Annotated in this window: 25 protein-coding genes; 11 read left to right on the forward strand and 14 right to left on the reverse strand. The window is 67.4% G+C overall.

Annotation, left to right across the window (positions count from 1 at the left end; all coding sequences use genetic code 11):
* The first annotated feature begins 52 nt into the window (after positions 1-52).
* Both RKE25_RS15955 and RKE25_RS15960 read left to right on the forward strand, forming a co-directional pair.
* A complete protein-coding gene (locus RKE25_RS15955; RefSeq protein ID WP_311839080.1) occupies positions 53-502 on the forward strand; it encodes a hypothetical protein in 450 nt (149 codons plus the stop codon).
* A 152-nt stretch (positions 503-654) separates the two neighbouring features.
* Entirely contained in the window at positions 655-2256 is a 1602-nt protein-coding gene (locus tag RKE25_RS15960) for a CocE/NonD family hydrolase (RefSeq protein WP_311839081.1), read from the forward strand.
* An 85-nt stretch (positions 2257-2341) separates the two neighbouring features.
* On the opposite strand, the gene RKE25_RS15965 is transcribed toward RKE25_RS15960, so the two are convergent.
* The 3 genes from RKE25_RS15965 to RKE25_RS15975 all read right to left on the reverse strand — a co-directional run bounded on the left by RKE25_RS15965 (position 2342) and on the right by RKE25_RS15975 (position 4750).
* The gene (locus RKE25_RS15965; protein WP_311839082.1) at positions 2342-3628 is read right to left on the reverse strand and encodes an MFS transporter; all 1287 of its coding nucleotides are present in this window, start codon (positions 3626-3628) and stop codon (positions 2342-2344) included.
* 31 nt (positions 3629-3659) lie between these two features.
* Positions 3660-4217 (reverse strand): isochorismatase family protein, encoded by a 558-nt coding sequence (locus RKE25_RS15970; RefSeq protein ID WP_311839083.1) that lies wholly within the window; start codon positions 4215-4217, stop codon positions 3660-3662.
* A gap of 65 nt (positions 4218-4282) precedes the next feature.
* The gene (locus RKE25_RS15975; RefSeq protein ID WP_311839084.1) at positions 4283-4750 is read right to left on the reverse strand and encodes a MarR family transcriptional regulator; all 468 of its coding nucleotides are present in this window, start codon (positions 4748-4750) and stop codon (positions 4283-4285) included.
* A gap of 191 nt (positions 4751-4941) precedes the next feature.
* Between RKE25_RS15975 and RKE25_RS15980 the strand changes: the two genes are divergently transcribed.
* Both RKE25_RS15980 and RKE25_RS15985 read left to right on the forward strand, forming a co-directional pair.
* On the forward strand, positions 4942-5601 hold the full coding sequence (locus RKE25_RS15980) for a glutathione S-transferase family protein (RefSeq protein ID WP_311839085.1): 660 nt from the start codon (positions 4942-4944) through the stop codon (positions 5599-5601).
* A 29-nt stretch (positions 5602-5630) separates the two neighbouring features.
* Positions 5631-6335: a DUF899 family protein gene (locus RKE25_RS15985; RefSeq protein ID WP_311839086.1), complete on the forward strand. Its 705-nt coding sequence runs from the start codon at positions 5631-5633 to the stop codon at positions 6333-6335.
* A 546-nt stretch (positions 6336-6881) separates the two neighbouring features.
* Here RKE25_RS15985 and RKE25_RS15990 read toward each other — a convergent pair.
* The 3 genes from RKE25_RS15990 to RKE25_RS16000 all read right to left on the reverse strand — a co-directional run bounded on the left by RKE25_RS15990 (position 6882) and on the right by RKE25_RS16000 (position 12230).
* Positions 6882-8168, reverse strand: a complete 1287-nt coding sequence (locus RKE25_RS15990) for a DUF763 domain-containing protein (protein WP_311839087.1) — start codon at positions 8166-8168, stop codon at positions 6882-6884.
* Between the two features lie 364 nt (positions 8169-8532).
* Positions 8533-11466: a TonB-dependent receptor gene (locus tag RKE25_RS15995; protein ID WP_311839088.1), complete on the reverse strand. Its 2934-nt coding sequence runs from the start codon at positions 11464-11466 to the stop codon at positions 8533-8535.
* Between the two features lie 224 nt (positions 11467-11690).
* Positions 11691-12230: a cysteine hydrolase family protein gene (locus RKE25_RS16000; protein ID WP_311839089.1), complete on the reverse strand. Its 540-nt coding sequence runs from the start codon at positions 12228-12230 to the stop codon at positions 11691-11693.
* A 152-nt stretch (positions 12231-12382) separates the two neighbouring features.
* Here RKE25_RS16000 and RKE25_RS16005 point away from each other — a divergent pair, with 152 nt between their 5' ends.
* The 5 genes from RKE25_RS16005 to RKE25_RS16025 are packed head-to-tail and all read left to right on the forward strand — an operon-like array spanning position 12383 to position 16388.
* Entirely contained in the window at positions 12383-13609 is a 1227-nt protein-coding gene (locus RKE25_RS16005; RefSeq protein ID WP_311839090.1) for a DUF4331 family protein, read from the forward strand.
* A 2-nt stretch (positions 13610-13611) separates the two neighbouring features.
* Positions 13612-14220, forward strand: coding sequence for a HupE/UreJ family protein (locus RKE25_RS16010; protein WP_311842412.1), 609 nt, complete (start codon positions 13612-13614; stop codon positions 14218-14220).
* The gene (locus RKE25_RS16015) at positions 14217-14702 is read left to right on the forward strand and encodes a hypothetical protein (RefSeq protein WP_311839091.1); all 486 of its coding nucleotides are present in this window, start codon (positions 14217-14219) and stop codon (positions 14700-14702) included. The genes RKE25_RS16010 and RKE25_RS16015 overlap by 4 nt, the downstream gene beginning before the upstream one ends.
* A complete protein-coding gene (locus RKE25_RS16020) occupies positions 14699-15526 on the forward strand; it encodes a DUF4198 domain-containing protein (protein ID WP_311839092.1) in 828 nt (275 codons plus the stop codon). Before RKE25_RS16015 ends, RKE25_RS16020 begins: the two co-directional genes overlap by 4 nt.
* Before the next feature lie 37 nt (positions 15527-15563).
* Complete coding sequence (locus RKE25_RS16025) at positions 15564-16388, forward strand: AraC family transcriptional regulator (RefSeq protein ID WP_311839093.1); 825 nt, start codon at positions 15564-15566, stop codon at positions 16386-16388.
* A 58-nt stretch (positions 16389-16446) separates the two neighbouring features.
* Here RKE25_RS16025 and RKE25_RS16030 read toward each other — a convergent pair whose 3' ends face one another.
* The 5 genes from RKE25_RS16030 to RKE25_RS16050 form a co-directional block, all read right to left on the reverse strand.
* Positions 16447-16596, reverse strand: coding sequence for a hypothetical protein (locus RKE25_RS16030; RefSeq protein WP_311839094.1), 150 nt, complete (start codon positions 16594-16596; stop codon positions 16447-16449).
* A 92-nt stretch (positions 16597-16688) separates the two neighbouring features.
* Positions 16689-16997, reverse strand: a complete 309-nt coding sequence (locus RKE25_RS16035) for a hypothetical protein (protein ID WP_311839095.1) — start codon at positions 16995-16997, stop codon at positions 16689-16691.
* A gap of 80 nt (positions 16998-17077) precedes the next feature.
* Positions 17078-17467, reverse strand: a complete 390-nt coding sequence (locus tag RKE25_RS16040; protein WP_311839096.1) for a DUF4288 domain-containing protein — start codon at positions 17465-17467, stop codon at positions 17078-17080.
* Between the two features lie 25 nt (positions 17468-17492).
* On the reverse strand, positions 17493-17840 hold the full coding sequence (locus RKE25_RS16045) for a hypothetical protein (RefSeq protein WP_311839097.1): 348 nt from the start codon (positions 17838-17840) through the stop codon (positions 17493-17495).
* Positions 17837-18214 carry a helix-turn-helix domain-containing protein gene (locus RKE25_RS16050; protein WP_311839098.1) on the reverse strand — a complete coding sequence of 126 codons (378 nt, stop codon included), beginning with the start codon at positions 18212-18214 and terminating at the stop codon, positions 17837-17839. The genes RKE25_RS16045 and RKE25_RS16050 overlap by 4 nt, the downstream gene beginning before the upstream one ends.
* Positions 18215-18325: 111 nt before the next feature.
* Here RKE25_RS16050 and RKE25_RS16055 point away from each other — a divergent pair, with 111 nt between their 5' ends.
* Positions 18326-19072 carry a glucose 1-dehydrogenase gene (locus RKE25_RS16055; RefSeq protein ID WP_311839099.1) on the forward strand — a complete coding sequence of 249 codons (747 nt, stop codon included), beginning with the start codon at positions 18326-18328 and terminating at the stop codon, positions 19070-19072.
* A gap of 76 nt (positions 19073-19148) precedes the next feature.
* On the opposite strand, the gene RKE25_RS16060 is transcribed toward RKE25_RS16055, so the two are convergent.
* The 3 genes from RKE25_RS16060 to RKE25_RS16070 form a co-directional block, all read right to left on the reverse strand.
* Entirely contained in the window at positions 19149-20051 is a 903-nt protein-coding gene (locus RKE25_RS16060; RefSeq protein WP_311839100.1) for an MBL fold metallo-hydrolase, read from the reverse strand.
* Positions 20052-20159: 108 nt separating this feature from the next.
* Positions 20160-21008 (reverse strand): LysR family transcriptional regulator, encoded by an 849-nt coding sequence (locus tag RKE25_RS16065; protein ID WP_311839101.1) that lies wholly within the window; start codon positions 21006-21008, stop codon positions 20160-20162.
* Positions 21009-21087: 79 nt separating this feature from the next.
* On the reverse strand, positions 21088-21579 hold the full coding sequence (locus RKE25_RS16070) for a hypothetical protein (protein WP_311839102.1): 492 nt from the start codon (positions 21577-21579) through the stop codon (positions 21088-21090).
* 237 nt (positions 21580-21816) lie between these two features.
* Between RKE25_RS16070 and RKE25_RS16075 the strand changes: the two genes are divergently transcribed.
* Positions 21817-22950 carry a hypothetical protein gene (locus tag RKE25_RS16075; protein WP_311839103.1) on the forward strand — a complete coding sequence of 378 codons (1134 nt, stop codon included), beginning with the start codon at positions 21817-21819 and terminating at the stop codon, positions 22948-22950.
* Positions 22951-22993: the final 43 nt, after the last annotated feature.

The raw sequence follows: 22993 nt of genomic DNA on the forward strand, positions 1-22993 counted from the left end.
GAAGGGGCTCGTGAAGGGCGCGTACCACCCAATCACCGAAGGGGGAAACGTCATGAATCGATCCAACCCGCCTCGCCGGCGGCGCATCCTGTCCGGCCTCCTGCTTGCGCTCGCGCTGCCCGCGGCCAGTCATGCCGCACAGCAGGCCTCCGGCCTGGGCCAGGCCTGGCCGAACGCGCCGGACCTCGGCGCCAGCCCGCGCTGGCACGTCTACGCGTTCGAGCGCGACGGCGTGCGCTTCGTGCAGATCAACGATGCAGCGGGCCGCGTGCTCGGCGCGTTCGCCACGGCCGGCGGGCAATTTCTCGTGCTGCCCATGGGCACTGGCGCCACGCTCACGGTCGACGCAGGCGCCGCGCCGGCCACCGGCGAGACGGTCTACCGCGACGGCAACGTACAGGTAACGGCCACCCCGTCGGCGGACGGCACTCCGCGATTCCGCGCGGCCAGTGCGCCATGCACCGACCCGGTGGAATGCAGCACGCATGTGACGTCGCCCTGACGCCGGACCGCTGACTCCGAACCACTCATTCATGCCCGGCGGCGCCATCGCCGTCGGCATTCACGGCCGCCTCACGCCTTCATCGGCATATGTCCCGCGCCCGGCGCGGGGAGCGCCGGTGCGTGCGGCTGGCTCTTCCGGGGAGGACGTCGATGCGCAAGCTGGTGGCCCTGCTGTGCTTCTGCCTGCTGGCATGCGTGCTGGCCGCGCCGGCGACCGCGCAGAATCCGCCCGGCGCGCTGCGCGCGATTCCCACCGCGGACGGCTACCGGCTCAACGCCTACGTGGCCATCCCCGCCGGCAACGGCCCCTTCCCGCTCGTGGTCATGCCCTCCAGTTGGGGTCTCGGGCTGGCCGAATACGTCGGCATCGCCAACCGGCTCGCCGGTCGCGGCTATGTCGTGGTGAGCTATGCCTCGCGCGGCTTCGGTGCCGGCTGCGCGTTGTCGGCGTCCTGCGGCGCCATCGACATCGCCGGGCCGGCGACGATTGCCGATGTCAGTACGGTGATCGACTGGGCGCTGGCCAACACGCCGTCGGACGCAGGCGCGATCGGCATCTCCGGCATCTCCTACGGCGCGGGCAGCAGCTTGCTGGCGGCGGAACGCGATCCGCGCATCAAGGCCGTCGCCGCGCTCAGCGGATGGGCCAGCCTCGTCGATTCGCTCTACGCCAACCGCACGCCGAGCGCGCAGGGCGTGGCCCTGCTGTCCTTCGCGAGCTATCTCGGCAAGCCGGGCCCGCTGATGCAGCAGGTCAACCAGCGCGTGGCCGCGCTCGATTTCCTCGGCGCGGTGCAGGCGGTACTGCCGGATGCCGACGTACGCAGCCCCGCCGCCGGCGTGGACGCGCTCAACCGCCACGGCGCCGCCGTGCTGCTGGCCAATGCTTATGAGGACAGCCTGTTCGTGCCCGGCCAGCTGGTCGACTTCTACAACCGCCTTACCGTGCCGAAGCGTTTAGTGTTCGCGCACGGCGACCACGCCACCAACGAAATGTTCGGTGCGCTGGGGCTTCCCAACGAGGTCTACGATGCGGTGGACGACTGGTTCGACCGTTACCTCAAAGGCGTGGACAACGGCGTCGATCGCCAACCGCCCGTGCAGCTGAAGACACAGGGCGGCCGCTGGCTCGCGTTCGCCGACTGGAGCGCTGCGCAGGCGAATGCGACGACCTATGCACTGGGCGATCCGCGCTTCGATCTCTTCGCCAACCCGACCACGACTGGCCGTCTTTCCACGGGTAGCGCCAGCACATGGAACTACGCCATCACCGGCGGCTATCCCACCGCCGCCTATTCGGGCCTGATCTTCGTCAGCGGCATCCTCACCGCCTGGCAGGCGCCGCCGGTCGCTTCCCTGCCGCTGGTATCGCGCGCCAACGCAGCGGTGTGGAGCAGCGCGCCGCTGGCCCGTGACGCGACCGTCGCAGGCATGCCTTCCCTGCACATCACCGTGACGCCCGATACGGCGCAGCTCTCGCTCTACGCCTACCTCTACAGCGTCGACGCTTTCGGCGTGGGCCAGCTGATGAGCTGGAAGCCCTACACCTTCGCCGATGCCGTGCCCGGCGTGCCGCGCACTATCGACCTGCGTCTGGAAGCGACCGGCTGGGACGTTCCCGCGGGCCACCGGCTGGCGCTGGTCGTGGGCACGGTCGACCTCCGCTATGCGGGCGTCACGCCACCAGGCAGCCGCGCAGTGTTCAGCTCGCCGGTCTACTCGCCGTCCACCTTGAGCGTGCCGCTGCACTGATCCTCGTACCTCGCGCCTCCACCCCTGTAGGCGCTCTTTCCCGCGTCCGCCGCCACACCGACGGACGCGGTTTTTTTTGCCCGCGCTAGGTCCGCTCCGGCGAAGGTCCGGACATCTCCGGCGCGAGCGAAATGCTGAAGCGCAGGCGGCCGTCTTCCACAAACATGCGCAATTGGCGGTAGCGCACCAGATAGCGGATGCCTACCGCGGCCGCCGCGATGCCGGACAGCGCGCCCAGCCCCAGCGACCACCGCGGCCCCAGCGTGTCGGCCACCCAGCCCACCAGCGGCGCGCCGATCGGCGTGCCGCCGAGCGCGATGGCGAACTGGATGGCGATCACGCGTCCGCGCATCGCCGGGTCCGTGGAAAGCTGCACCAGGCTATTGGTGGACGTGGTGTACATCTGCGCCGCCATACCCACCGCCACCAGCATCACGCCGAACCAGACGTAGGTGGCCATCGATGCAGCGAACACGCAGCCGACGCCGAACCCCAGCGCCGCGCCGATGAGATAGCCCAGCCGCGGCCTCGCCTGCTGTGCGGCAAACAGCGCGCCGGCCACGGAGCCGGCGGCCATCAGCGAGGTGAGCAGGCCGTACTGGTCGGCCTCGCCGTGAAAGGCCTTCACCACCATCGCCGAGATGAAGATCGGGAAGTTCAGGCCGAAGGTGCCGATCAGGAACAACATCAGCAGCACGGCGCGCAGGTCGCGCCGCTGCCAGACGTAGCGGAAGCCCTCCATCAGCGCGCCGGGCCGCCGCTCCGGGCGCAGGCGCGGATGCAGCTCGCGCGGGCGCAGCATGCACAGCGAGACCAGCACCGCCACGTAAGACAAGGCATTCAACAGGAACACCCAGCCGGAACTCATCGTGGCCAGCATCGCGCCGGCCACCGCCGGGCCGATCATGCGCGCGGCGTTGAACGAGGTGGAATTGAGCGCCACCGCGTTGGAGAGGTCTTCCTCGCCCGCCAGTTCCGACACGAAGGTCTGCCGCGCCGGCGCGTCGAATGCCGCCACCGCGCCGAGCAGGCCGGCGAACACGTATACGTGCCACAGCTTCACCCAGCCGGCGAGCGTGAGCAGGCCCAGGCCCAGCGCCAGCGCGCCAATCAACCCTTGCGTGGCGAACAGCAGCTTGCGGCGGTCGAAGTGGTCCGCCGCATAGCCTGTCAACGGCAGCAGCACCAGCTGCGGGCCGAACTGCAGCGCCATGACAATGCCCACCGCGGTGGCGTTCTTTTCGGTGAGCTCGGTGAGCACCAGCCAGTCCTGCGCGGTGCGCTGCATCCAGGTGCCGACGTTGGAGACAAGCCCGCCCGCCGCCCACACGCGGTAGTTGTAATTGCGCAGCGAGCGGAACGCGCCTAGCACCGGCGCGCGCCCGCGGAGACAGCGGCATGGCTCATGCGCGCGCGTCGAGCCGTTCGACGATCTCGCGCACCGTGCCGATCTCGCCCAGGCGCGGGAAGATGCGCGTCACGCTGTTGTCGTGCGCATCGGCATTCGAGTCGGTCATCGCATCGACGGCCAGCGTCACATTGAAACCGCCCTCGTAAGCTTGTCTCGCCGTGGATTCCACGCCGATGCTGGTCGACACGCCGCCGATCACCACCTGGGTGACGCCCTGCGCGCGCAGGTATTCGGCGAGGTCCGTATTCACGAAGGCGCCCCAGCTGCGCTTGCTCACGCGATGATCGCCCGGCTGTGCGTCGAGTTGCGGCATCAGCTCGGCCCAGTCCGCCGGCCGCTCGCCGGCGGGGCGCTGCTGCACGCGGCCCGGCGCGCCGCCGAGTACGTTCACCAGCACCACCGGCAGCCGATGGCGGCGGAACGCGCCGGCCAGTTCGCCGGCGTGCTTCAGCACGTCGTCCACCGAGTGTGCAGTCTTCTGGCTGACGATGCCTTTCTGCATGTCGATGAGGATGAGAGCGGTCTTCTCGTCGATCGCGGTGATGCTCATGGCTGACTCCGTTGCGGGGGACGTAACGGCGCGCCGCGCGGGCGCGCGGGGGGAGAAGGAAGCGGTCAGGGTACGCCGGGTTCCGTCGACGCATCGAGCAGGCGGCGTAGCAATGGCATCGCGGCGGCCAGCTGCGCCTGCTCGCGCTCGTCGAGCTGTTCGCGCAGCACGCGGTCCAGCCAGTCCTCACGCGCCGCGCGGCTGGCGCGCACCAGTTCCATGCAGGCGGGGGTGAGCGTCCATAGCGTCTGCCTGCGGTCGGCCGGGTCCGGAGCGCCGGCCAACAGGCCCAGCGTTTCGAGCGAGGCGACCGTCGCGCCCATCGATTGCGGACGCACGCCTTCGGCATGCGCGAGCGCAGTGACGGTGGACGCGCCTTGCCGCTCGAGCTGGATCAGCACGGACGTCTGCGCCGAGGAGAGCTGGTCGGTGCGGCCCTGCTTGCGCAGGCGTCGCGCGAGTTTGCCGAGCACCACGCGCATTTCCACGGCGAGGGCATGGGTGGCGTCGGTCCGGGAGGGCGAGGCGGGCATGGGGCGGCATCGTAGAGAAAAGGAAGGAAAACTGCAAAGGAAAACTTTGCATCTCGATAGAGTGTCGGTAAAACAGGGCCTTAGCCACGCAGACAGCGGCGCTTTGTTTACTGACGAGATCCACTGGACGGTTTGTCGATCCGCCATCCCGCCATTCGTCGCCTTGGTGAACCCACCCACCCGGAATCCCCATGGCCTTGCAGCTGTACGCCCATCCCTTCTCGTCCTACAGCCAGAAAGTGCTGGTCGCGCTTTACGAAAACGGCACGCCGTTCGAATGGCGCGTGCTTTCGCCGGACCAGCCCGACGCTATCCGGGCCTGGCTGGGCATGTGGCCGGTCAAGCGCTTTCCCGTACTGGTCGACGACGGACGCATGGTCGCGGAGGCCAGCACCATCATCGAGTACCTGGGCCTTCACCATCCCGGCCCGGTGCGCCTGTTGCCCGACGACCCGCGCGAAGCGCTGGAAGTGCGCGCGATGGACCGCTTCTTCGACAACTACATTTCCACGCCGCAGCAGAAAGTGGTGTTCGATGCGATCCGCCCGGAAGGCACGCGCGATGCGTATGGCGTCAAGGAGGCGCGCGAGATGCTCGAGGCTGCGTATGGCTGGCTCGACCAGACCATGGCCGACCGCGAATGGGCGGCCGGCGCACGCTTCTCCCTCGCCGACTGCGGCGCCGCGCCGTTCCTGTTCTACGCGGATTGGACGCATCCGATCGATCCGGCATTCGCCAATGTCATCGCTTACCGCAAACGCCTGCTGGCCCGCCCGTCCTTCGCACGCGCGGTGAACGAGGCGCGCCCCTACCGCCCCTTGTTCCCGCTCGGCGCTCCCGACCGCGACTGATTCTTCCCACCTGTGCAGGAGAAATCACGATGAGTTCCACGCCCCTGATTCCCGCGGCCGAACTGGCCGCACGCGCCGGCGTCGCCAACGCCGGCGAAAGCGCCGAATACCGCAAGGCGCGCACTGCGCTGCTGGCCGAGGAGATCGAGCTGCGCCGGCACATCGAACGCGTGGCCGAACTTCGCCGCGCCCTGCCGCCGGGCCATGCGATCACCGGCGATTACCGCTTCGAAGGCGAACACGGCCCGATCGACTTCGCCGCCCTGTTCGGCGACAAGCAGACCCTGGTCGTCTATGGCTACATGTTCGGCGCCAAGCGCGAACGCCCCTGCCCCATGTGCACCTCGCTGCTCGGCGCCTGGAACGGCGAGGCGCGCGACATCCAGCAACGCGTGGCGCTGGCCGTGGTCGCCGGCGCGCCGCAGGAACGCCTGCAAGCCTTCAAGCGCGAACGCGGCTGGCGCGACCTGCCGCTCTACACCGACCTCAACGGCAACTACACGCGCGACTTCCGCGGCATCACCCCCGACGGCAGCGACATGCCCTCGCTCAACGTGTTCACCCGCCGCGACGGAACGATCCGCCACTTCTGGGGCGAGGAAATGACCATGGCCACCGCCGACCCCGGCCAAGACCCGCGCGGCGCTCCCGACCCCATGCCGATCTGGACACTGCTCGATATGACGCCCGAGGGACGTGGGACGGATTGGTATCCGAAGTTGCAGTACGACTGAGGTGTGGGAGCGCGCGAGCGCGTTGCTTTGTGATTGGAGGCAGCGGCGTCAGGCCACTGCAGCAAGCGAGAGACGACAAGGTTTCGCTCCGTAGGTCCCCTCACCCCGCCCTCTCCCCGGCGGGGAGAGGGAGAAGTGCGGTGCTATCGCCAGAACACCAAGAGCCGACGCTACGCTCCCCGTCCTCTCCGCCTTGGCGCCTCGACGTCCCCTCCACGCACCTCAGTTCCTCTTCGAGTCGCGCGACTGAGCAAAGTGAGAAACCATTGCGTGCTCTGCCATCCCCGCCGCGAGCCTTTGACTTCAGGCCATTTCTCTTTGGTTACTTTCTCTTTGGGCCAGCAAAGAGAAAGTAACTCGGGCGCCGGCAGGCGTCCGACATGCCCGCTGCATAAGCGGCCAGATCGCGGAACCGTAACTTAGTGCGAACCACCAAGAACCAACCTCACAAACAGGCAGGCACCCGACATGCCCGCTGCATAAGCGGCCAGATCACGAAAATCCCCCTGCCAACCCTCTATCTCCAAAACCAAACCCAACAACCACTCACCCCTTCCTCCCCCGATAAGCCCCCGCCGCAGGCACCACCCCCTCCCACCCAAACACACTCCTCCCCCCATACTCCCGCGACCGCCCCCTCTCCTCCGCAATAAACGCCTCCACCGAAGGCCCGGACGCATGCAACTCCAACCGCCGCGCCTGCGCATCCAACCGCCGCAACGCAGCCAACTCTTCGTCCTTGCCCAGCTTCGCCTGCGTCACGGCCGACTTCAGCACCTGGATCGTGTGGTCGTACACGCGCGTCGGCACGGGGAACGGATGGCGGTCCTTGCCGCCGTGGGCCATCGAGAAGCGCGCCGGATCGCTGAAGCGGCACGGCGCGCCGTGCAGCACCTCCGCCACCATGGCGAGTGCGCGCACGGTGCGTGCGCCGATGCCGGGAAGCTGCAGGAGTTCGGTGAAATCCTTGGGGCCGTTTTCCGCCGCTGCTGCAAGGCTGCCATGTAGCCGGCGCAGCACCACGTCGCTGCCGCGCACGTCGTGGTGGTCGGGAAGGATCAGGTGCGGCAGCAGGCCGAGCTGCAGCGGAGCCTGCATGTCTTCAGCCACGGGCGCGGGTGCGGCGCGCTCCAGTTGCCGCCACTCGCGCACGATGCCGTCGGGGCCGACCGTGCGCAGCAGATCCAGCTGCGCCTCGCGTGAAGCCTTTGCGCGCCGGTCGGCGAGATTCACGATCCTTCCCTGCCCCGGCCCGTCCACCGCCGCGTGCGGATCGTCGACGAAGCTGCGCAGGTCCTCGGAAAGCCAGTGATAGCGGCGCGCCTGCCGGCGTTCGCCATTCATGCCCTGCTGCACCACGACCCAGTGACCGTCGTCGGTGACGATGAACCCATGGAGGTAAAGGTCGAAGCCGTCCTGCACGGCGGCGCTGTCCACCTTCGCCACCAATCGGCTCGCCTGCGCCAACGCTGCACCGTCGAAGCCGACGCGTTCGCCGATCGCCACCAGTTCGGCCGGCGTGGCGCGCGAATGCTTGCCGCGACCGCCGCAGACGTGGACGCCCAGCTCACGCTCCAACGGCGCCAGGCCGCGCTTGAGCGCGCCGATGACGCTGGTGGTGATGCCCGACGAATGCCAGTCCATGCCCATCACCGCGCCGAAAGACTGGAACCAGAACGGATGCGCCAGCCGGCGCAGCAGTTCGTCGCGACCATATTCGTGCACGATCGCCTGCGCCATCAGCGCGCCCAGCCGCGTCATGCGGTCGGCCAGCCAGCGCGGCACGCGCCCGCCGTGCAGCGGCAGGTCGGCGCTTCCGGATCGTCGGGTCATGGATGGGTACTCCGGGGCCATGCAGATGCGATCCCGCCGCTTCGCGAAGCGTATGCGTCCATGCGGCTGAAGCGGCGGACGCCCCGGGGACAGGGCCGGGGCGCGGGATCGCGAGAGACTTTATAGGACAGGCTTATCTCACCCCCTGAGACGGGCCGGCCGACGGCAGTGGTACACGCATCGATCGGACGAACTAGCGGAGCCGTCCATACCGAGCTTCATCTCACCGGCGAAAGCTGCCCATCAAGTATCAGAGGTTGGTCGCGGCCCGCCCCTCAGCGCGGCGTCGCGCTTACCCGTTGTGCTGGCCCAAAAAAACAACGCCCGGCCAAAAGCCGGGCGTTGCTGTGTTGGACATGCCCGCTCAGAGCTTGTAGTTCAAGCCGAACATGATCGTGCGACCCCAGGTGGTGTAGTCCAGCGGGCGTCCCACTTCCACGCCGTTCGGCAAGCCGGAAATCTGCTGGGTCTTCTGCGGCGAATTGGTGAGGTTGTTGACCTGCAGCAGGATCGACAGGCCGCTCAGTGCCGTGTGCTCGTCGAAGGCGTAGCCGACCTGCAGGTCGGTCTGCTTATCCGCCAGCACCTTCACGTAGCCGAGCTGGTCGAACAGCGGCACGGTCTCGCCGGTGAACGAGGAACGGTAGCGCTCGGCGACACGCACCGACCAGCCGTACTTCTCGTAGTACAACGCCAGGTTGGCGACCTTGCGCGACAGGCCCGGCAACGTCTTCGGTCCGCCGGGGATCGACGATACCGAGCTTTCCGGGATCGAGCTGTTGGTCAGCGAGAAATTCGCCTGCACGCCGAAGCCATCCAGCGCGTTCGCGACCAGCCCGCCTTCCAGCGCGCCGGACAGTTCGAGACCTTCCATGCGACCGCCGGTGCCGTTCTCGGGCCGCGTGAACGAACCGATCGGGCTGGTCGGCTGCAGCGTGGGGTTGTCGTTGACGAAGCCGGCCTGCTCGAAGTTAAAGTCGAGCACGGTCTTGTTGTAGATGTAGTTCAACAGGTTCTTGTTGAACACGGCCGCCGCCACGTAGCTGGACTTGCCGAAATACTTCTCCCACGACAGGTCGGCGCCTACCGCGATGTACGGCCGCAACTGGGGATTGCCGCCGCTGCCGGACCACAGCACCTGTCCGGCCGCCGGACCTTCGTTGACGCGCGACACCGACGCGGAGCTTGCCACCTTCTCGTCGTCGATGCGCCCGCGCGCCATGGTCTTGGCCAGGCCGAAGCGCAGGTACTGCCCTTCGGCAATCTGCGCCACCAAGTTCAGGCTGGGCAGGAACTTGTTGTACTTGGCTCCGCCCTTGAGCGTGCCCACCAGCGCGTCGCCGTTGGTCTGCAGCGCGGTCGACGATTGATCCGTGCGGACGAATTGCACGCCCACGTTGCCGCGCAGCGGCACGTCGCCCAGGTGTGTGTCGATGTTGAACTTGACGTAGGCGACAGGGACTTTTTCGGTGATCGAATAATTGCGACTCCAATCCGACTGCCCGTTGCGCTGGGTCAGGTAGAACTGGTTGGCCAGCGCGTCCAGCACGTTGTAATTGACGATGCCGGGGATGCCGCCATAGCTCAGCGAGGTCGGCCCGCGCAGATAGGCCGAGCCGATCGGCGCGCCCATCGTGTGGTCATAGGGGCCGTTGCCTGCACCGTCGCCATTGCCGTTGAGCCAGGCGAAGAATACGTCGGCCTGCTTGGTCTTCTTGCGCTCGGAGTACGCCGCGCCCACGTCGACCGTGCTGAAGATCCAGCCCACCGGATGCGAGACCTGGAAGCGCGCGGCCTTGATCGTGTCCTTCTGCTTGTCGAATTCCTCGCGCCCGTTGTAGCCGTAGTTGTCCGGATCCGTGAACACGATATTCGCGGGATTGGCCAAGTCCACGCCCGGCCGGAAGTACGGATAGTCGTCGCCGGTGGGCGTATGGAAGAACACGTCGGTGACCGGATCGCCGGCCAGCCCGCTAAACAGGTAGGCGTCACGCAAGCGCTTCTTCGCCGAGGAGTACGACAGGTCGCCGGTGATGATCCAGCCGTTGCCGAAGTCGTACTGGTGATTCCAGCCGGCCGAGAACAGCTTGTCCTTTTCCTTGCTGTACTCGTTCTGCAGGATCGGCGCGATGTTGCTCATCGTGCCGGAGGTGACGATCGGATACGGCGAGGCCGGCGTGATCCCGACGTCGCTGTACACGGGTATGCCGTTGGAGTTGTACGGGCTGCTCGACCACTGCGCACCGTTCTTGTACTTGCGCTCATTGAACGTCGAGTAATAGAGATCGAGCGTGGTGTGGTAATGCTCACCCGGCGCCCATTCCAGCACGGTCATCAGGCCGTTGCGCAACTGGTTCTCCGACTGCGCGCGCAGCTGCATGCCCTCCTGCGACAGCACGTTGTCCGGCAGCCCCGGCGTATGCGGGCCGCCCCAGTTCTGCTCGATGCCCGCCGAGCCGTTGTTCACGCTCCACCACCACGCCTGGTACTGCTTCTCCTGGATCGGCGAATCCAGCTGCGCGAAGCCGACCGCCACGCCCAGCGTGTGGTCGAAGAACTGGTCGATGTAGGAGAAGCTCGCGCGATGCCCCATGTCGCCCACGCCGGAGCCGGGGTTGAGCTTGTCGCTGGTGGTGTGCTCGCCGCGCAGGTTGATCGCGATGGCGCGCTTGGGCAGGTCCAGCGGCTTGATGCTGTGCAGGTCGACCGTGCCGGAAAGCCCCTGCCCGACGAGGCTGGCATCCGGCGTCTTGTACACGGCTGCGCCGCTGATCAGCTCGGACGGATACTGATCGTACTCCACGCCGCGGTTCTCGCCGATCGTGGCCTGCTCGCGGCCATTGAGCGTGGTGCCGGCGAAGTCCGGCGACAGGCCGCGGATCGAGATCACGTTGGCCCGCCCGTCCGCGCGCTGCGTCGCCAGGCCCGGCAGGCGCGCCAGGCTCTCGGCGATGCTCGCGTCCGGCAGCTTGCCGATGTCCTCCGCCGAGATCGCCTCGATGATGTTGTCGGAGTTCTGCTTGGCCCTGATCGAACTCTCGATGCTGCCGCGGATGCCCGTGACGACCACTTCCTGCAGGTTGCTCACCTGGCCCGGTGCGGGCTTTTTGCCGGCATCGGTGGTCTGTCCGCTCTGCGCGGACGGCGGCGGCGCATCCGCCGCCTTCGGCGTGGCCGGCTGCGTCTCCTGCGCGGCGGCGGTGCCGGACATCAGCAGCGCAGCCATGCATGCCGCGGCGAGCGGCCGGCGAGCGATGGCGAACCCATACCGCTTCCGCGGTTCGAGGCCTTGATTCATGACTCCCTTCCTCCCTCTTTTGAGTGGCGCTCCCCTGGGCGCCGGCAGGCAAACACGCAGCCCTGGCAGGTCATCGCGAGATGCCCGCTTCTTTACTGGCGCGTGCCCGTGATTCGCGCGGAGGATGAGTGCACAGCCCTTGCCACGTCATTCCGCGGCGCAACAAGTTGCTGTCGAAAGGTTCAGGAGAGTGAAAACGGCGGGTAGAGCGTGTGGAAAAAGAATCAGCCCGCAAAGCGCACATCGTTCGCGTCGACCACCGCCATCCGCGTGCCGAAGGTCTGCAGCCGTTCCAGCACCCAGTTGTGGTGCGCCGTGATCTGCGCGGCCGCCAGGACATCGTTGTCCACCGTGGAGTGCGCATCGCCCGCCAGCGTCACGTGATAGCCCAGCGCCAGCGCCCGGCGCACCGTGGTGTCGATGCAGAAATCGCTCTGCAAGCCACAGATGACCAGGTGGTCGGTGCCGTGCTGCTGGAGCAGCTGGCTCAGCTCCGTCTCGTAGAACGAATCCGGCGTCGTCTTGCGGACCCGGGGGTCGTCCGGCTGCTGGTGGAGCCCTTCCGCCAGCTGCCAGCCCGGCGTTCCGAAGACCAGATCGCCCTCGGCCTCCTCGTGCTGGATCAGCACCACCGGCACCCACGCCGCGCGGGCGCGATCGATCAGCCCATTCACGCGCTGCAGCACGCGGCCGATGTCGTGCGCGGCCCATTCGCCGGCGCACAGGGCCTGCTGCATGTCGATGACCAGTAGAGCAGATGTCATGGGAGCGTACCGGCGGGACTGAGCCTGGATCATAGCTCCCGCGACGCGGGCCGCGGTGCGCCTGCGGAACCGCGTATCGCTAAAGAATTTGATAGCCCGCCTTCGGCCCCGTCGGGCCTACTGCGTCCGCCCATTCACGCAGAGAGCGGAACATGAAACGGACAACGGCCATACGCGCAGCACTCGCCTTCGCCTGCCTCGGATGCGCCGGGCCATGGGCGACCGCCAGCGCCTCGGACCACCTCGACACCCCATCGGTGATCGGCGACCCTCGCGCCGACATCGGCGATCTCTACGCCTGGACCTCGCCCGACGGCAAACGGCTGAACCTGGTGATGGATGTCGTCGGCCACACCTTCTCGGACAAGCTCGATTACGTCTTCCACGTCGACAGCGGCAAGCATTTCGGCCACACCACGGCCAGCACCACCATCCTGTGCCGCTTCCACTCAGGCACCGACGTCACCTGCACTGCCGGCGCGGAAACGGCCAAGGGCGATCCCAGCGATCCCAAAGGCCTGGTCAGCGAGCATGCGCGCTTCCGCGTCTTCGCCGGCCCGCGCGACGATCCGTTCTTCAACAACGTCAAAGGCACGCGCGCCGCCTATGACAAGGCCCTGGCCGCACTCAACGCCGGCACGCGGACGGATGCCGCCGGCTGCCCGGCCTTCGACGCCGCCACGGTGCGGACCATCGCGGACGAATGGCGCCATACGCAGGGCGGTGCGCCAAAAAACCTGCTCGCCGGCTGGACCACCTCGGCCATCGTGGTCTCGGTGGACCTCGACCTGGTGAGCCACGGCGGACCGCTGCTCGGCGTGTGGTCGGCCACGCAGGGCCCCAAGCGGCAAATCGACCGCGCCGGACGGCCGCTCACCGGCAACGCGCTGCTCGGCACGCTCGCGCCGGAGGAGATCAGCGACGCCTTCAAGGAGACCTACAACATGGCCACGCCGGCCGATGGCGCGAAGTTCGTCGACGAGATCGCGACGAACCTCGGCCTGTACGACGGTTTCGACGGCCGTTGCGGCAACCAGTGGCTGGCCGATGCCAAGGCGCCCGCCAATCGCCGTTATCACGCGCTCGCCGCGCTGCTGGCCGACGATCGCCTGTGGGTGAACAGCGCTTCGGCCACCTGCACGCAGTTCTTCGCGGTGGAGCGCGCGGCCCTCGGCGGCAAGCGTGAATTGGCACAGGATTGCGGCGGACGCACGCCCAGCTACAGCGCCGCGAACGTCTACCGCTCGATGCTGGTCGACGGCACGACCGACAGCGTCAGCGATGGCCTCGTGCGTGACGAACGCGAGCCTTCGGACAGCGTCTTCCCCTTCCTCGCCGCCCCCGAGACCTCCCCGGCGGCCGCGGGAGCCTACCAGTGAGCATGGAGCATGCACGCAGCGTGCGAGGCCCGGCGACCATCGTCGCCGCCCTCGCCCTGCTCGCCGGTTCGTTTCCGGCACAAGCGCACACGGGCACGGGCCTTGCCGGCGGCTTCTTCGCCGGCTTCGTCCATCCGCTGTCCGGCCCGGACCACTTGCTGGCGATGGTCTCGGTGGGCCTGTGGGGTGCGTTTCTCGGGCGCCCGCTGGTGCATGTCCTGCCCGTGGTGTTTCCCGCGATGATGGTCGGCGGCGCGATGTTGGGTATGTACGGCGCGGTCCTGCCGTCGATCGAGGACGGCATTGCGCTGTCGGTGCTGGTCCTGGGCCTGTGCATCGCCTTCGCCTGGAAGGCGCCGGTATGGATGGCCATCGCGGTGGTCGCCTTCTTCGCGCTGTTCCATGGTTATGCGCACGGCCGCGAACTGCCCGCCGCAGCGGACCCGGTGGGCTATAGCACCGGCTTCGTCCTGGCGACGGGCCTGCTGCATGTCGCGGGCATCGCCCTGGGGTTGCTGCAGACGCGTCCGCTCGGTGTGCTGGCGACACGCTGCCTCGGCGGCCTGATCGGTGCGGCGGGGCTGTATTTCCTGGTCGGAGCGGCCGCATGAGAGGCGGCGTGCTCGCGGCAGCCCTGTTGTGCGCGGCGCTCGGCATAGCGCTGGCGTTCGCGCCGGCACGTTCGCGACCGGCATGCCTCGTGCTGCTGATGGTGTCTTCTGCAACCGCCTTCGCGCTGGGCGCGCCAGCCAGCCTCAGCGGTGCCGTGTTCCTCGTTGGATGGCTCAGCGTGATGGCCTGCGCAGCCTCGGTGCATCTACCGAAAGGCCTTCCCGCCGCCCTGGCGATCCTGCTTTCCATCGATGCGGGCCTGTGCGCAGGGTCGCTGATCGCGCTCGAAGGCCGCGGACTCGACCTGCCGCTGGCGTGGTGCGGCGCAGGCACGCTGGCGCTATCCGCGCTGGCCGTGCGCTGGCGGCTGGCGATCGCCGCAAAGGTCGCATCGAGCTGGCTGATCGCCATCGCGGTGCTCGCGGCTGCACTTCCCTACCTGCCCGTCACGCCGGGCTACCTGCCGGATCATCTCGAATGAACATGTCCGCGTGCCTAGCCGGCGCATTCCTCGCACTCGCCGCCCTGCCCGCGACGGCGCACGACTTCTGGCTGCAGCCGGCACCGTATTGGACTGCGCCATCCATGCCCGTGGCACTCACCCTGCAGGTCGGGCACGGCCCTTACCGTCAGCGCTCGCCCATTCCCGCGCGCCGTATCGCGCGTTTCCAGGCCATGGCGCCGGACGGCAGTGTCACGGATCTGCGCGCGCGCCTGCACTTGGGCGCAAGCAGCGACGCGGACACGGCGCTGGCCATGCCCGGCACGCACGTGCTGGCGCTGGAAACCGACAACCGCGCGTTGACATCCCTTCCGGCGCTGCGTTTCAACGATTACCTGCGCGCGGAAGGGCTCACGCCGGCCCTGGACGAACGCGAACGCACGCATCGCACCGACCGCGACGGCGCTGAGCGCTACAGCCGGCATGCGAAGGCGCTGGTGCAGGTCGGCCCCTCCGCGAGCACGGCTGCCTCAACGGTGACCCGGCCGCTGGGCATGGCGCTGGAGATCGTGCCCGAGCGCAATCCCTATGCCCTGCCGCATGCGGATGCCCTGCCCGTGCGCGTGCTGTACCGGGGACAGGCCCTGCCGGGTGCCCTGGTCAAGCTCACCCGGCTGGAGCACGACGAGGTACCGGTGGAAACGCACCGGACCGACGCTGCGGGGCGCGCGACCTTCACCGTGCCGGCACAGGGCAGCTGGCTGCTCAACGTGATCTGGACCCGCCCCTTGCCGGCGGACGACGACGTGGACTTCGAGACCGACTTCGCCAGCCTGGCCTTCGGCTATCCCGCGCCGCCTTGACCGGGCAGCGTGTCTCCGATCCGGCTATCCTCCGCTCATGTCCGCCTTCCACGTCGACAGCTGGCTGAGCACCGACACCGTGGCCTTGCGCAACGTGCGCTGCAACGGTGCCTGCCGGCATCGCAGCGCCGAAGAGTGCGCCTCGTCGACCAGCCTGGTGTTTCCCTACCGCGGCGTGTACGTGCGCCATGTCGGCAGCGACCAGTCGGTGGCCGATGCCAACCACATGTTGTTCTTCAATGCGGGCGAGGGCTATCAGGTCAGCCACCCGGTGAACGGCGGCGACGCCTGCCTTTCCGTTGCGCTGCCCGACGCGATGCTGGAGGAACTGGCGCCGCGCGCGATGCTGCGCCAGGGCGGCGACAAGGTCGGTTTCAACCGACAGTCGCAGCCGATCGATCCGCGCGCGCAGGCATTGGTGGCGCTGCTGCGCCACAACCTGGAACGCGACAGCATCGAGGCCTTGGAAGCCGAAGCGCTTCTGCTCACCCTGGTCGGTCGCGGCCTGGGCCCGCGCAGCTCGCGCGAGTTGGCCGCCACGCACGCGCGCCGGCGCCTCGCCGATCGCGTGAAAGTGCTGCTCGCCAGCGACCTGTCGCGGCGCTGGACGCTCGCCGACATCGGCGCGGAGATGGGTTGTTCGCCGGTGTATCTGACGCAGGTCTTCCGCCAGGTGGAAGGCGTGCCGCTGTATCGCTATCACCTGCACCTGCGCCTGGCCCGTGCGCTGGACCTGGTTCCGCGCTGCGAAGATCTCTCCGCGCTCGCCGCGGACCTCGGCTTCTCCAGCCACAGTCACTTCGCCAACGCGTTCCGCCAGGCCTACGGCCGCACGCCGACCGCGTTCAAGCAGGCAACCTGATCCGCCTTCATGCAAACGGGCCGCCCGCAGACGGCCCGGCGCCGCATGAGAGCGGACTTCAATGCCCCGGCACGGTGGAGGCCTGCGCCTCCCGCAGCTTCACCGCGCATTCCTCGCAGCACACTTCGACGGTCTTGCCGCCGATCGTCACCTGGATCGCGTTGCCGTCGAGTTCGTAGTCGCAGGCGGCGCAGGTTGAGTTGGACATGATCTGATCCTCTGATTGAACCCGGTATCCGGGCAAGTCCAGTAAGCCAGCCGCGCCGCGGGTGGGCTGTCAGATTCTTTAGCGACCCGGCGCTAGTCGGCGCACCAGCCTTGCATCGCGCGGCCGCCGTCGACTTCTTGCCAGCATCCATCCAAGGGTTCCTCGCGCTGGCAGGTTCCGTTGACGGCCGTGCCGGGCGGCAGCAGCGATCTGGCGTTGAGGCAACGCCCTTCGCAATCGGTCTTGTCTGTGCAGACCTTGCCGCCATCGGGCAACGGCCGCACGCATGCCGGCGAGCCGAACATGCCGATGCTGCCCACGTGACCGCCTTTCGCGCGGCAGGCATGCTCGTCGATGCCGGCCCGGGCCTCCCTGCGCGCGGCCTGAGCGCTGCTCTCCATGCGCGCCGGATCGTCGGCGCGGCAACCACAAAGGCACAGCGCCATGGCTATCGCAATGCATCCAGCGCGCATTGGCGCCTTCATCCGCCGGCTCCGGAGCGCCATTCGCGGATGGCATTCAACTGATCTTCCGCCGGCACGATGTCGCCCGCGCGCTCCATCGGAAGCTTGCGGCGCACGATGTCGTACCAGACCTCGTCCTCTTCGCATTCCACGCCCAGGTGAAGCAGGTCGAGCACACCGACGAACTCGAAGTGCACCATCGCGCCGTCATTGTTGGCATAGCTATGCTGGCCGGCATCGCCGCGGCGGCGAGCCTCTGCCAATGCACCCCAGGCATCGGCGGCGCGCAGGACGAGGATGCGCTCCTCGCACGTGCGCATCGTGTTGGAGCCGGAGGCGTCCTCGACGCGAAACTGGAAAAGCAATTTCGCGGCGAAGCGGAAAATGGACGTTCCGTTGGATTCCATCTGTGTCACTCCCTGACCTGTGCCGTCATGCTTCGTCTTGCCACAGCACCACCCGGGTGGCCTGCAGCGGTGCCTTCGGCGAAGCCCCATCGAATGTCGCCACGCCAGGAAACCGCGATTCCAGCGCGTTGATGACGGAAAGGAAACCCTCATCCGTTTCGCAAATGGACAGGAGGCGGCCGCTGCGATCCGCCAACACGACGTGCAACCTGTCGCTAGTGAGCGCATCGACGTTGCGCGCCTCGATCCTGCAAACCTCGCGCAGATCGATGCTCTTGCGCCAGAACCATCCTGCCTTGCGTATCAGCCGGTCCGCTTCCAGGACCACCCTGGTCCGGTCATGCATCGCCCATCCCCCGCGATCGGCGTTCAACCGTTCCTGGTCCGGCCGCCCTTTCGCCGGGCGGCTTTCACCCTCTCTTCCATCTGCACCTTGTACGCACCCATCAATGCCGGTAGCAGTCCGGGGAAGCGTTCGTTGATTTCCGCGCAACGCGTGGTGTTGCGCATTTCCACGCCATGGCGCTCGCTGCGGATCAGCCCGGCCTCGCGCAGCGCGCGGAAATGCTGGGACAGCGTAGACTTTGGAATCTCGCGGTTTTCCAGCTGCAGGAACGCCGAACAATTGTTGCCGCGCTCGCTACTGGCCAGCCCGGCATAGATGGCTGCCCGCACCGGGTCGGCCAGCGCGTGGAGGATGCCCTCCACGGTGACGTCGTCGATCGATGGGTGAACGAGGGGTCTCATGGGCGGCCATCTTACCAGCCCTTGACTTGGAGTTCGTTAGTTCATATGTTGCGAACTATCGAATTTCTGAACCGGGCAGTTCGCCCTTCCCCCACTGACAGGAAATCCGTCATGAGCAAGCTCAAAGGCAAAGTCGCGCTGGTCACCGGCGCCTCCAAGGGCATCGGCGCCGGCATCGCCAAGGCGCTCGCCGCCGAAGGCGCCGCCGTCGTCGTCAACTACGCGTCCAGCAAGGCCGGCGCGGACGCCGTGGTCGAGGAGATCACCAAGGCCGGCGGCAAGGCCGTCGCCGTCAAGGGCGACGTCGCCAAGGCCGCCGACGCGCAGGCCATCGCCGACGCCGCCGTCAAGGAATTCGGCCGGCTGGACATTCTGGTGAACAACTCCGGCGTGTACGAGTTCTCCCCGCTGGAGCAGATCACCGAGGAGCATTTCCGCAAGCAGTTCGACGTGAACGTGCTGGGCCTGCTGCTGACCACCCAGGCCGCGGCCAAGCACATGGGCCAGGGCGGCAGCGTCATCAACATCGGTTCGCTGGTGACCCGCATCGTGCCGCCAGCCAGCGCGGTCTACTCCGGCACCAAAGGCGCGGTGGACGCCATTACCGGCGTGCTGTCCCGCGAGCTGGGCCCGCGCCAGATCCGCGTCAATGCGCTCAATCCCGGCATGGTGGAAACCGAAGGCACCCACACCGCCGGCTTCATCGGCTCGGACTTCCATAAGGAAGCGGTCGCCCACACTCCGCTGGGCCGCATCGGCCAGCCGCAGGACATCGCTTCGATCGCGGTCTTCCTCGCTTCCGACGACTCGTACTGGCTGACCGGCGAGAAGCTCTACGCCGGCGGCGGCGTCCGCTGAGCGAGTACTCGCACATTGCCCCTCTTCCTCGCGGGAGAGGGGCAATGCTCGAAGATCGACGCCGCGGCCCGGTTGCTCAACCGTGAGATACCCAAGGCATCCACGCGTACCCTTTGCCCTCTCGCCGCACCCGGCCGACACCGGGGAACGGCGCATGCGCCGCCGCCAACCAGTCGCCGCGTTCCGCCGCTTCGGCAAGCAGACGCTCCCGCGCATCGCTGGCACGCGACGGCTCGCTGTCGTAGCGGATGGCTAGCCGCGGCTCGGCCAACTGCAGCGGTGCTACGTGCAGTACATCGCCACAGACGATCAGGCGCCCCTCTCCGCTCTCCATGGAGAATCCGGCGTGGCCCGCCGTATGGCCTTCCAGCGCCACCGCGTGGATCCCGGGTACCGGTTCGTCGCCGGGTGCGAATGTGCGGAAGTGATCGGCGGCGACATAAGGCTCGATGGATGCGTTGGCTCCATCGAACGTAGCGCGCACGCTTTCATCGACGAGCGCCTTGCGGGCACCGTCACGCCAGAATGCCGCCTCGCGCGCGTCGGCCCAGACGGTCGCAGCGGGAAAAACCATGTGCCCCGCACGCGCGATGCCGCCGACGTGGTCTGGGTGGAGATGCGTGAGCAGTACCGTGTCGACCTTTTCGGGCCCATATCCCGCGGTGCGCAGGGCGATCTCCAATCGCCCCAGACCGGGGCCCTGCAAGTCGCCCGCACCGGCGTCCACCAGCACTAAGGCTTCGCCCATCTCGATCAGGAAGGCGTTGACCGCGCTACGCACCACCGCCGGAAGGCCGGCTCGTGCCAGCGAATGGCTGACATGGCCCGGACGCTCCCCGATCAACAGCCGCTCCGCCGGCAAGTCGAAATCGCCGTCCGAAAGCGCAACCAGCTTGATGTTGCCCAGCTCGATCGGGACAAAGCAGTGGCGCGCCGACGCACCAGCGACGGCATGGCGAAGGGTGGCAGGCGGGCACATGGCGGTTCCTCGTCACAGGGAGGAGCCCAGCATGGAGGGCACGCCACGCTGCGAACACTTAGGAAAACGTACCGGGGCCGTTCATGCCTGTAAGGGTGCCGAGCCTGGTCAGCCAGCGAGACATTGCACGGCGAGGTTCGCCATCGCGCGCAGGCGATCCATCCGCCTCAGGTCCTGGTGATATCCCATCCAGACGTCACGTCCGGGCGGCGCTTCGCCCAGATCCAATTCGCGCAGGCCTGGCATGTTCTCGCCGATCGGACGCGGCAACACGGCGATCCCCATCCCACGTGCGCACAACCGTGCCTGCACTTCGCGGCTGTTGGTGGTGAGCACCGTCCGTGCCCGCGGCAGGCGCTGGCACAGCCACGGCACGTCCGGGTAACTCAGACGGGACGTATCCATGACCAGCAGTGCCGCGCCTTCGCCATTGGCCGCGGGCTCCAAGGCGTCGCTGGCCACGTATGCCGCGTAAGGCACCCGCATAAGTCTGCGCTGCACGATGTCGGCTTCATCGAATGGCACCACGCGGAACACGATATCCGCCTCGCGCCGCGACAGGTCGAACAGCCGCGTGCCGGCGATCATCTCGGGCACGATATGTGGATGTTGGCGGCCTAATGCCTGCAGCACGGGCGGCAGAACGTAGGCCGCAAACCATGCGGGCGAGGAGATGCGCAGCACGCCTTCGGGCCGCTCGTCCTCGCCGGCCAGGCGTCGTTGCATCGCCAGCGCGCTCGCCTCCATGTCCTCCGCCAGGCGCAGCACCGCTTCGCCGGCTTCGGTCAGCACGGCACCCTCGTTATGGCGCTGGAATAGCACCTGCCCTGTCGCCGCCTCCAAGGCACGCAGCCTTCGTCCTACGGTGGGATGGCTGATGCCCAGGGCGCGCGCGGCCGCGCCGAGCGATCGCTGGCGCGCCACTGCGAGAAAGATCCGTACGTCGCTCCATTCCATAGACGCATACCCGTCATTCGAGGCGGCAATGTGCGGCATGGCCGATGGCGAAGCAATGCCGGCCGCGCGCGCCCGCCGTTCAGGACTGCGCTTTCGGCCACCACCAGAACCACAGCAGATGCCGGTCCGGTCGCCGCTTCCGGGCCGTGCCGATGGCGAAGTCGCCGTCGCCGCGAAGCATCGCTTCGACTGATGCGCGCACCTCCCTCATCCGCGCCTCGCCCAGGACGCACTCCAGCACATCGCCATCCGCCACCAGACTCCAATCCTCGTGATCCTGCGCGTAGCGCAGCCGCCACCTCGCCGGAGCGATGACTGGCGTGTCGCGATGGTTCGGCACGCGCAGGATGGCCGGCGTCGGATGCATGACCTTCAGGGTCCGATAGAGCGAAACGTCGTTCACTTCGGTCAGTAGGTCGATCAGCGCCAGCAGCGAACGCCCGCCGTCCGCATCCGCGGTGACGTGCCAGCCATCGAAGCCACGGGCGTTGCCGGTATATCGCCACACCGACACGGTGCCGTGCTGCTTCCAGTGAACGAGCGCCGCTGTCTTCGCCTGGCGCGTTGGCATGCCCTGCTCCATCGATTCCCCCTTGCCGGATCGCCCAGGCGTGCACGCACGCCATGCATCCAGTCATCCCCCACCACGATACCCGACGAAGGATGGACCGGCCCGGGGCCTCGGCGCGTCGCCGGCATGACATGCCAACCTGAAGTGGTCATATCGAAAGATCAAAAAGTGGCTATTTCGGCGAACCACTTCGGCGCGTAGTTTGCGCTCACACACCCCGAACTCAAAGGATCCGCCATGCAAGCGCCGGTGAGGATACTGCTCAGCTCCGCCATCGCCATCACCATCGCCCTCGGGCTCGCGCTCGCACCCGCATGGGCCGGCGAGACCTCGGTTCCCGCGCCGGCGTTCGCCGATGGCAGCCATGATTTCGATTTCAATCTCGGTACGTGGCACACGCACATCCGGCGCCTGAAGCAGCCGCTATCCGGACACGCCGACTGGGACGAGATGCGCGGCACCGTCACGGTGAATCCGATCTGGGGCGGCAAGGCGCAAGTCGAGGAAATCGAAGCGGATGGCGAAGCAGGACGCTTCGAAGGCATGACGGTGTTCCTCTACGATCCGGACGCCCGTCAATGGCGCCAGTACTTTGCCGACAGCAACGACGGCACGCTGGAAACACCATCGGTCGGCCGCTTCGCGCACGATCGCGGCGAGTTCTACAGCCAGGAGCTGTATCGGGGCCGCGCCGTGCTGGTGCGCGGCGTATGGACGGTAACCTCGCCGAATACGCACCGCTATGAGCAGGCGTACTCCGAGGACGGCGGCAAGACCTGGGAGGCGAACTTCATCGCCGATCTCGCGCGCGTCAAGCCGGGCGAAGCTGTTACCGCAATGAAGCCCGTCGCCGACACGCCGGGGCAGCACGACTTCGACTGGCAGCTTGGCCAGTGGGACATCCACATGTCGCGCCTCGAACACCCACTTGCGAACCGCAACGACTGGACCACGCTCGAAGGCAGCGTGCGTGTGCGCAAGCTGTGGAACGGCCGCGCCAACCTCGCCGAGATCGACAGCCGGGGCCCGTCCGGCCGCCTGGAGTTTCTCTCGCTGCGCCTGTTCGACCCCAAGGCGCACCAGTGGAGCCTGAACTTCGTCAGCAGCAACCGAGGTGTGTTCAGCGCGCCGATGATCGGCGCCTTCGCCAATGGGCGCGGCGATTTCTACGACCAGGAGCCCTACGAGGGCAAAGCGATCCTGGCGCGCTTTTCGTTCCTCGAACTTGCGCACGGCTCGAACCGCGACGAGCAGGCGTTCTCCGCGGACGGCGGCAAGACCTGGGAAGTGGATTGGGTCAATACATCGAAACGAACGTCTGCCGCGGCGGAGAAAAACGCGTTCGCCGCACGCGCGCCGCATTGGCCGTAAGTCGCACCGACACCACGCCATCCCTCGCATGGAAGAAGGACGC

The sequence above is a fragment of the Dyella sp. BiH032 genome, assembly GCF_031954525.1.
Classification (GTDB): Bacteria; Pseudomonadota; Gammaproteobacteria; order Xanthomonadales; family Rhodanobacteraceae; genus Dyella_D.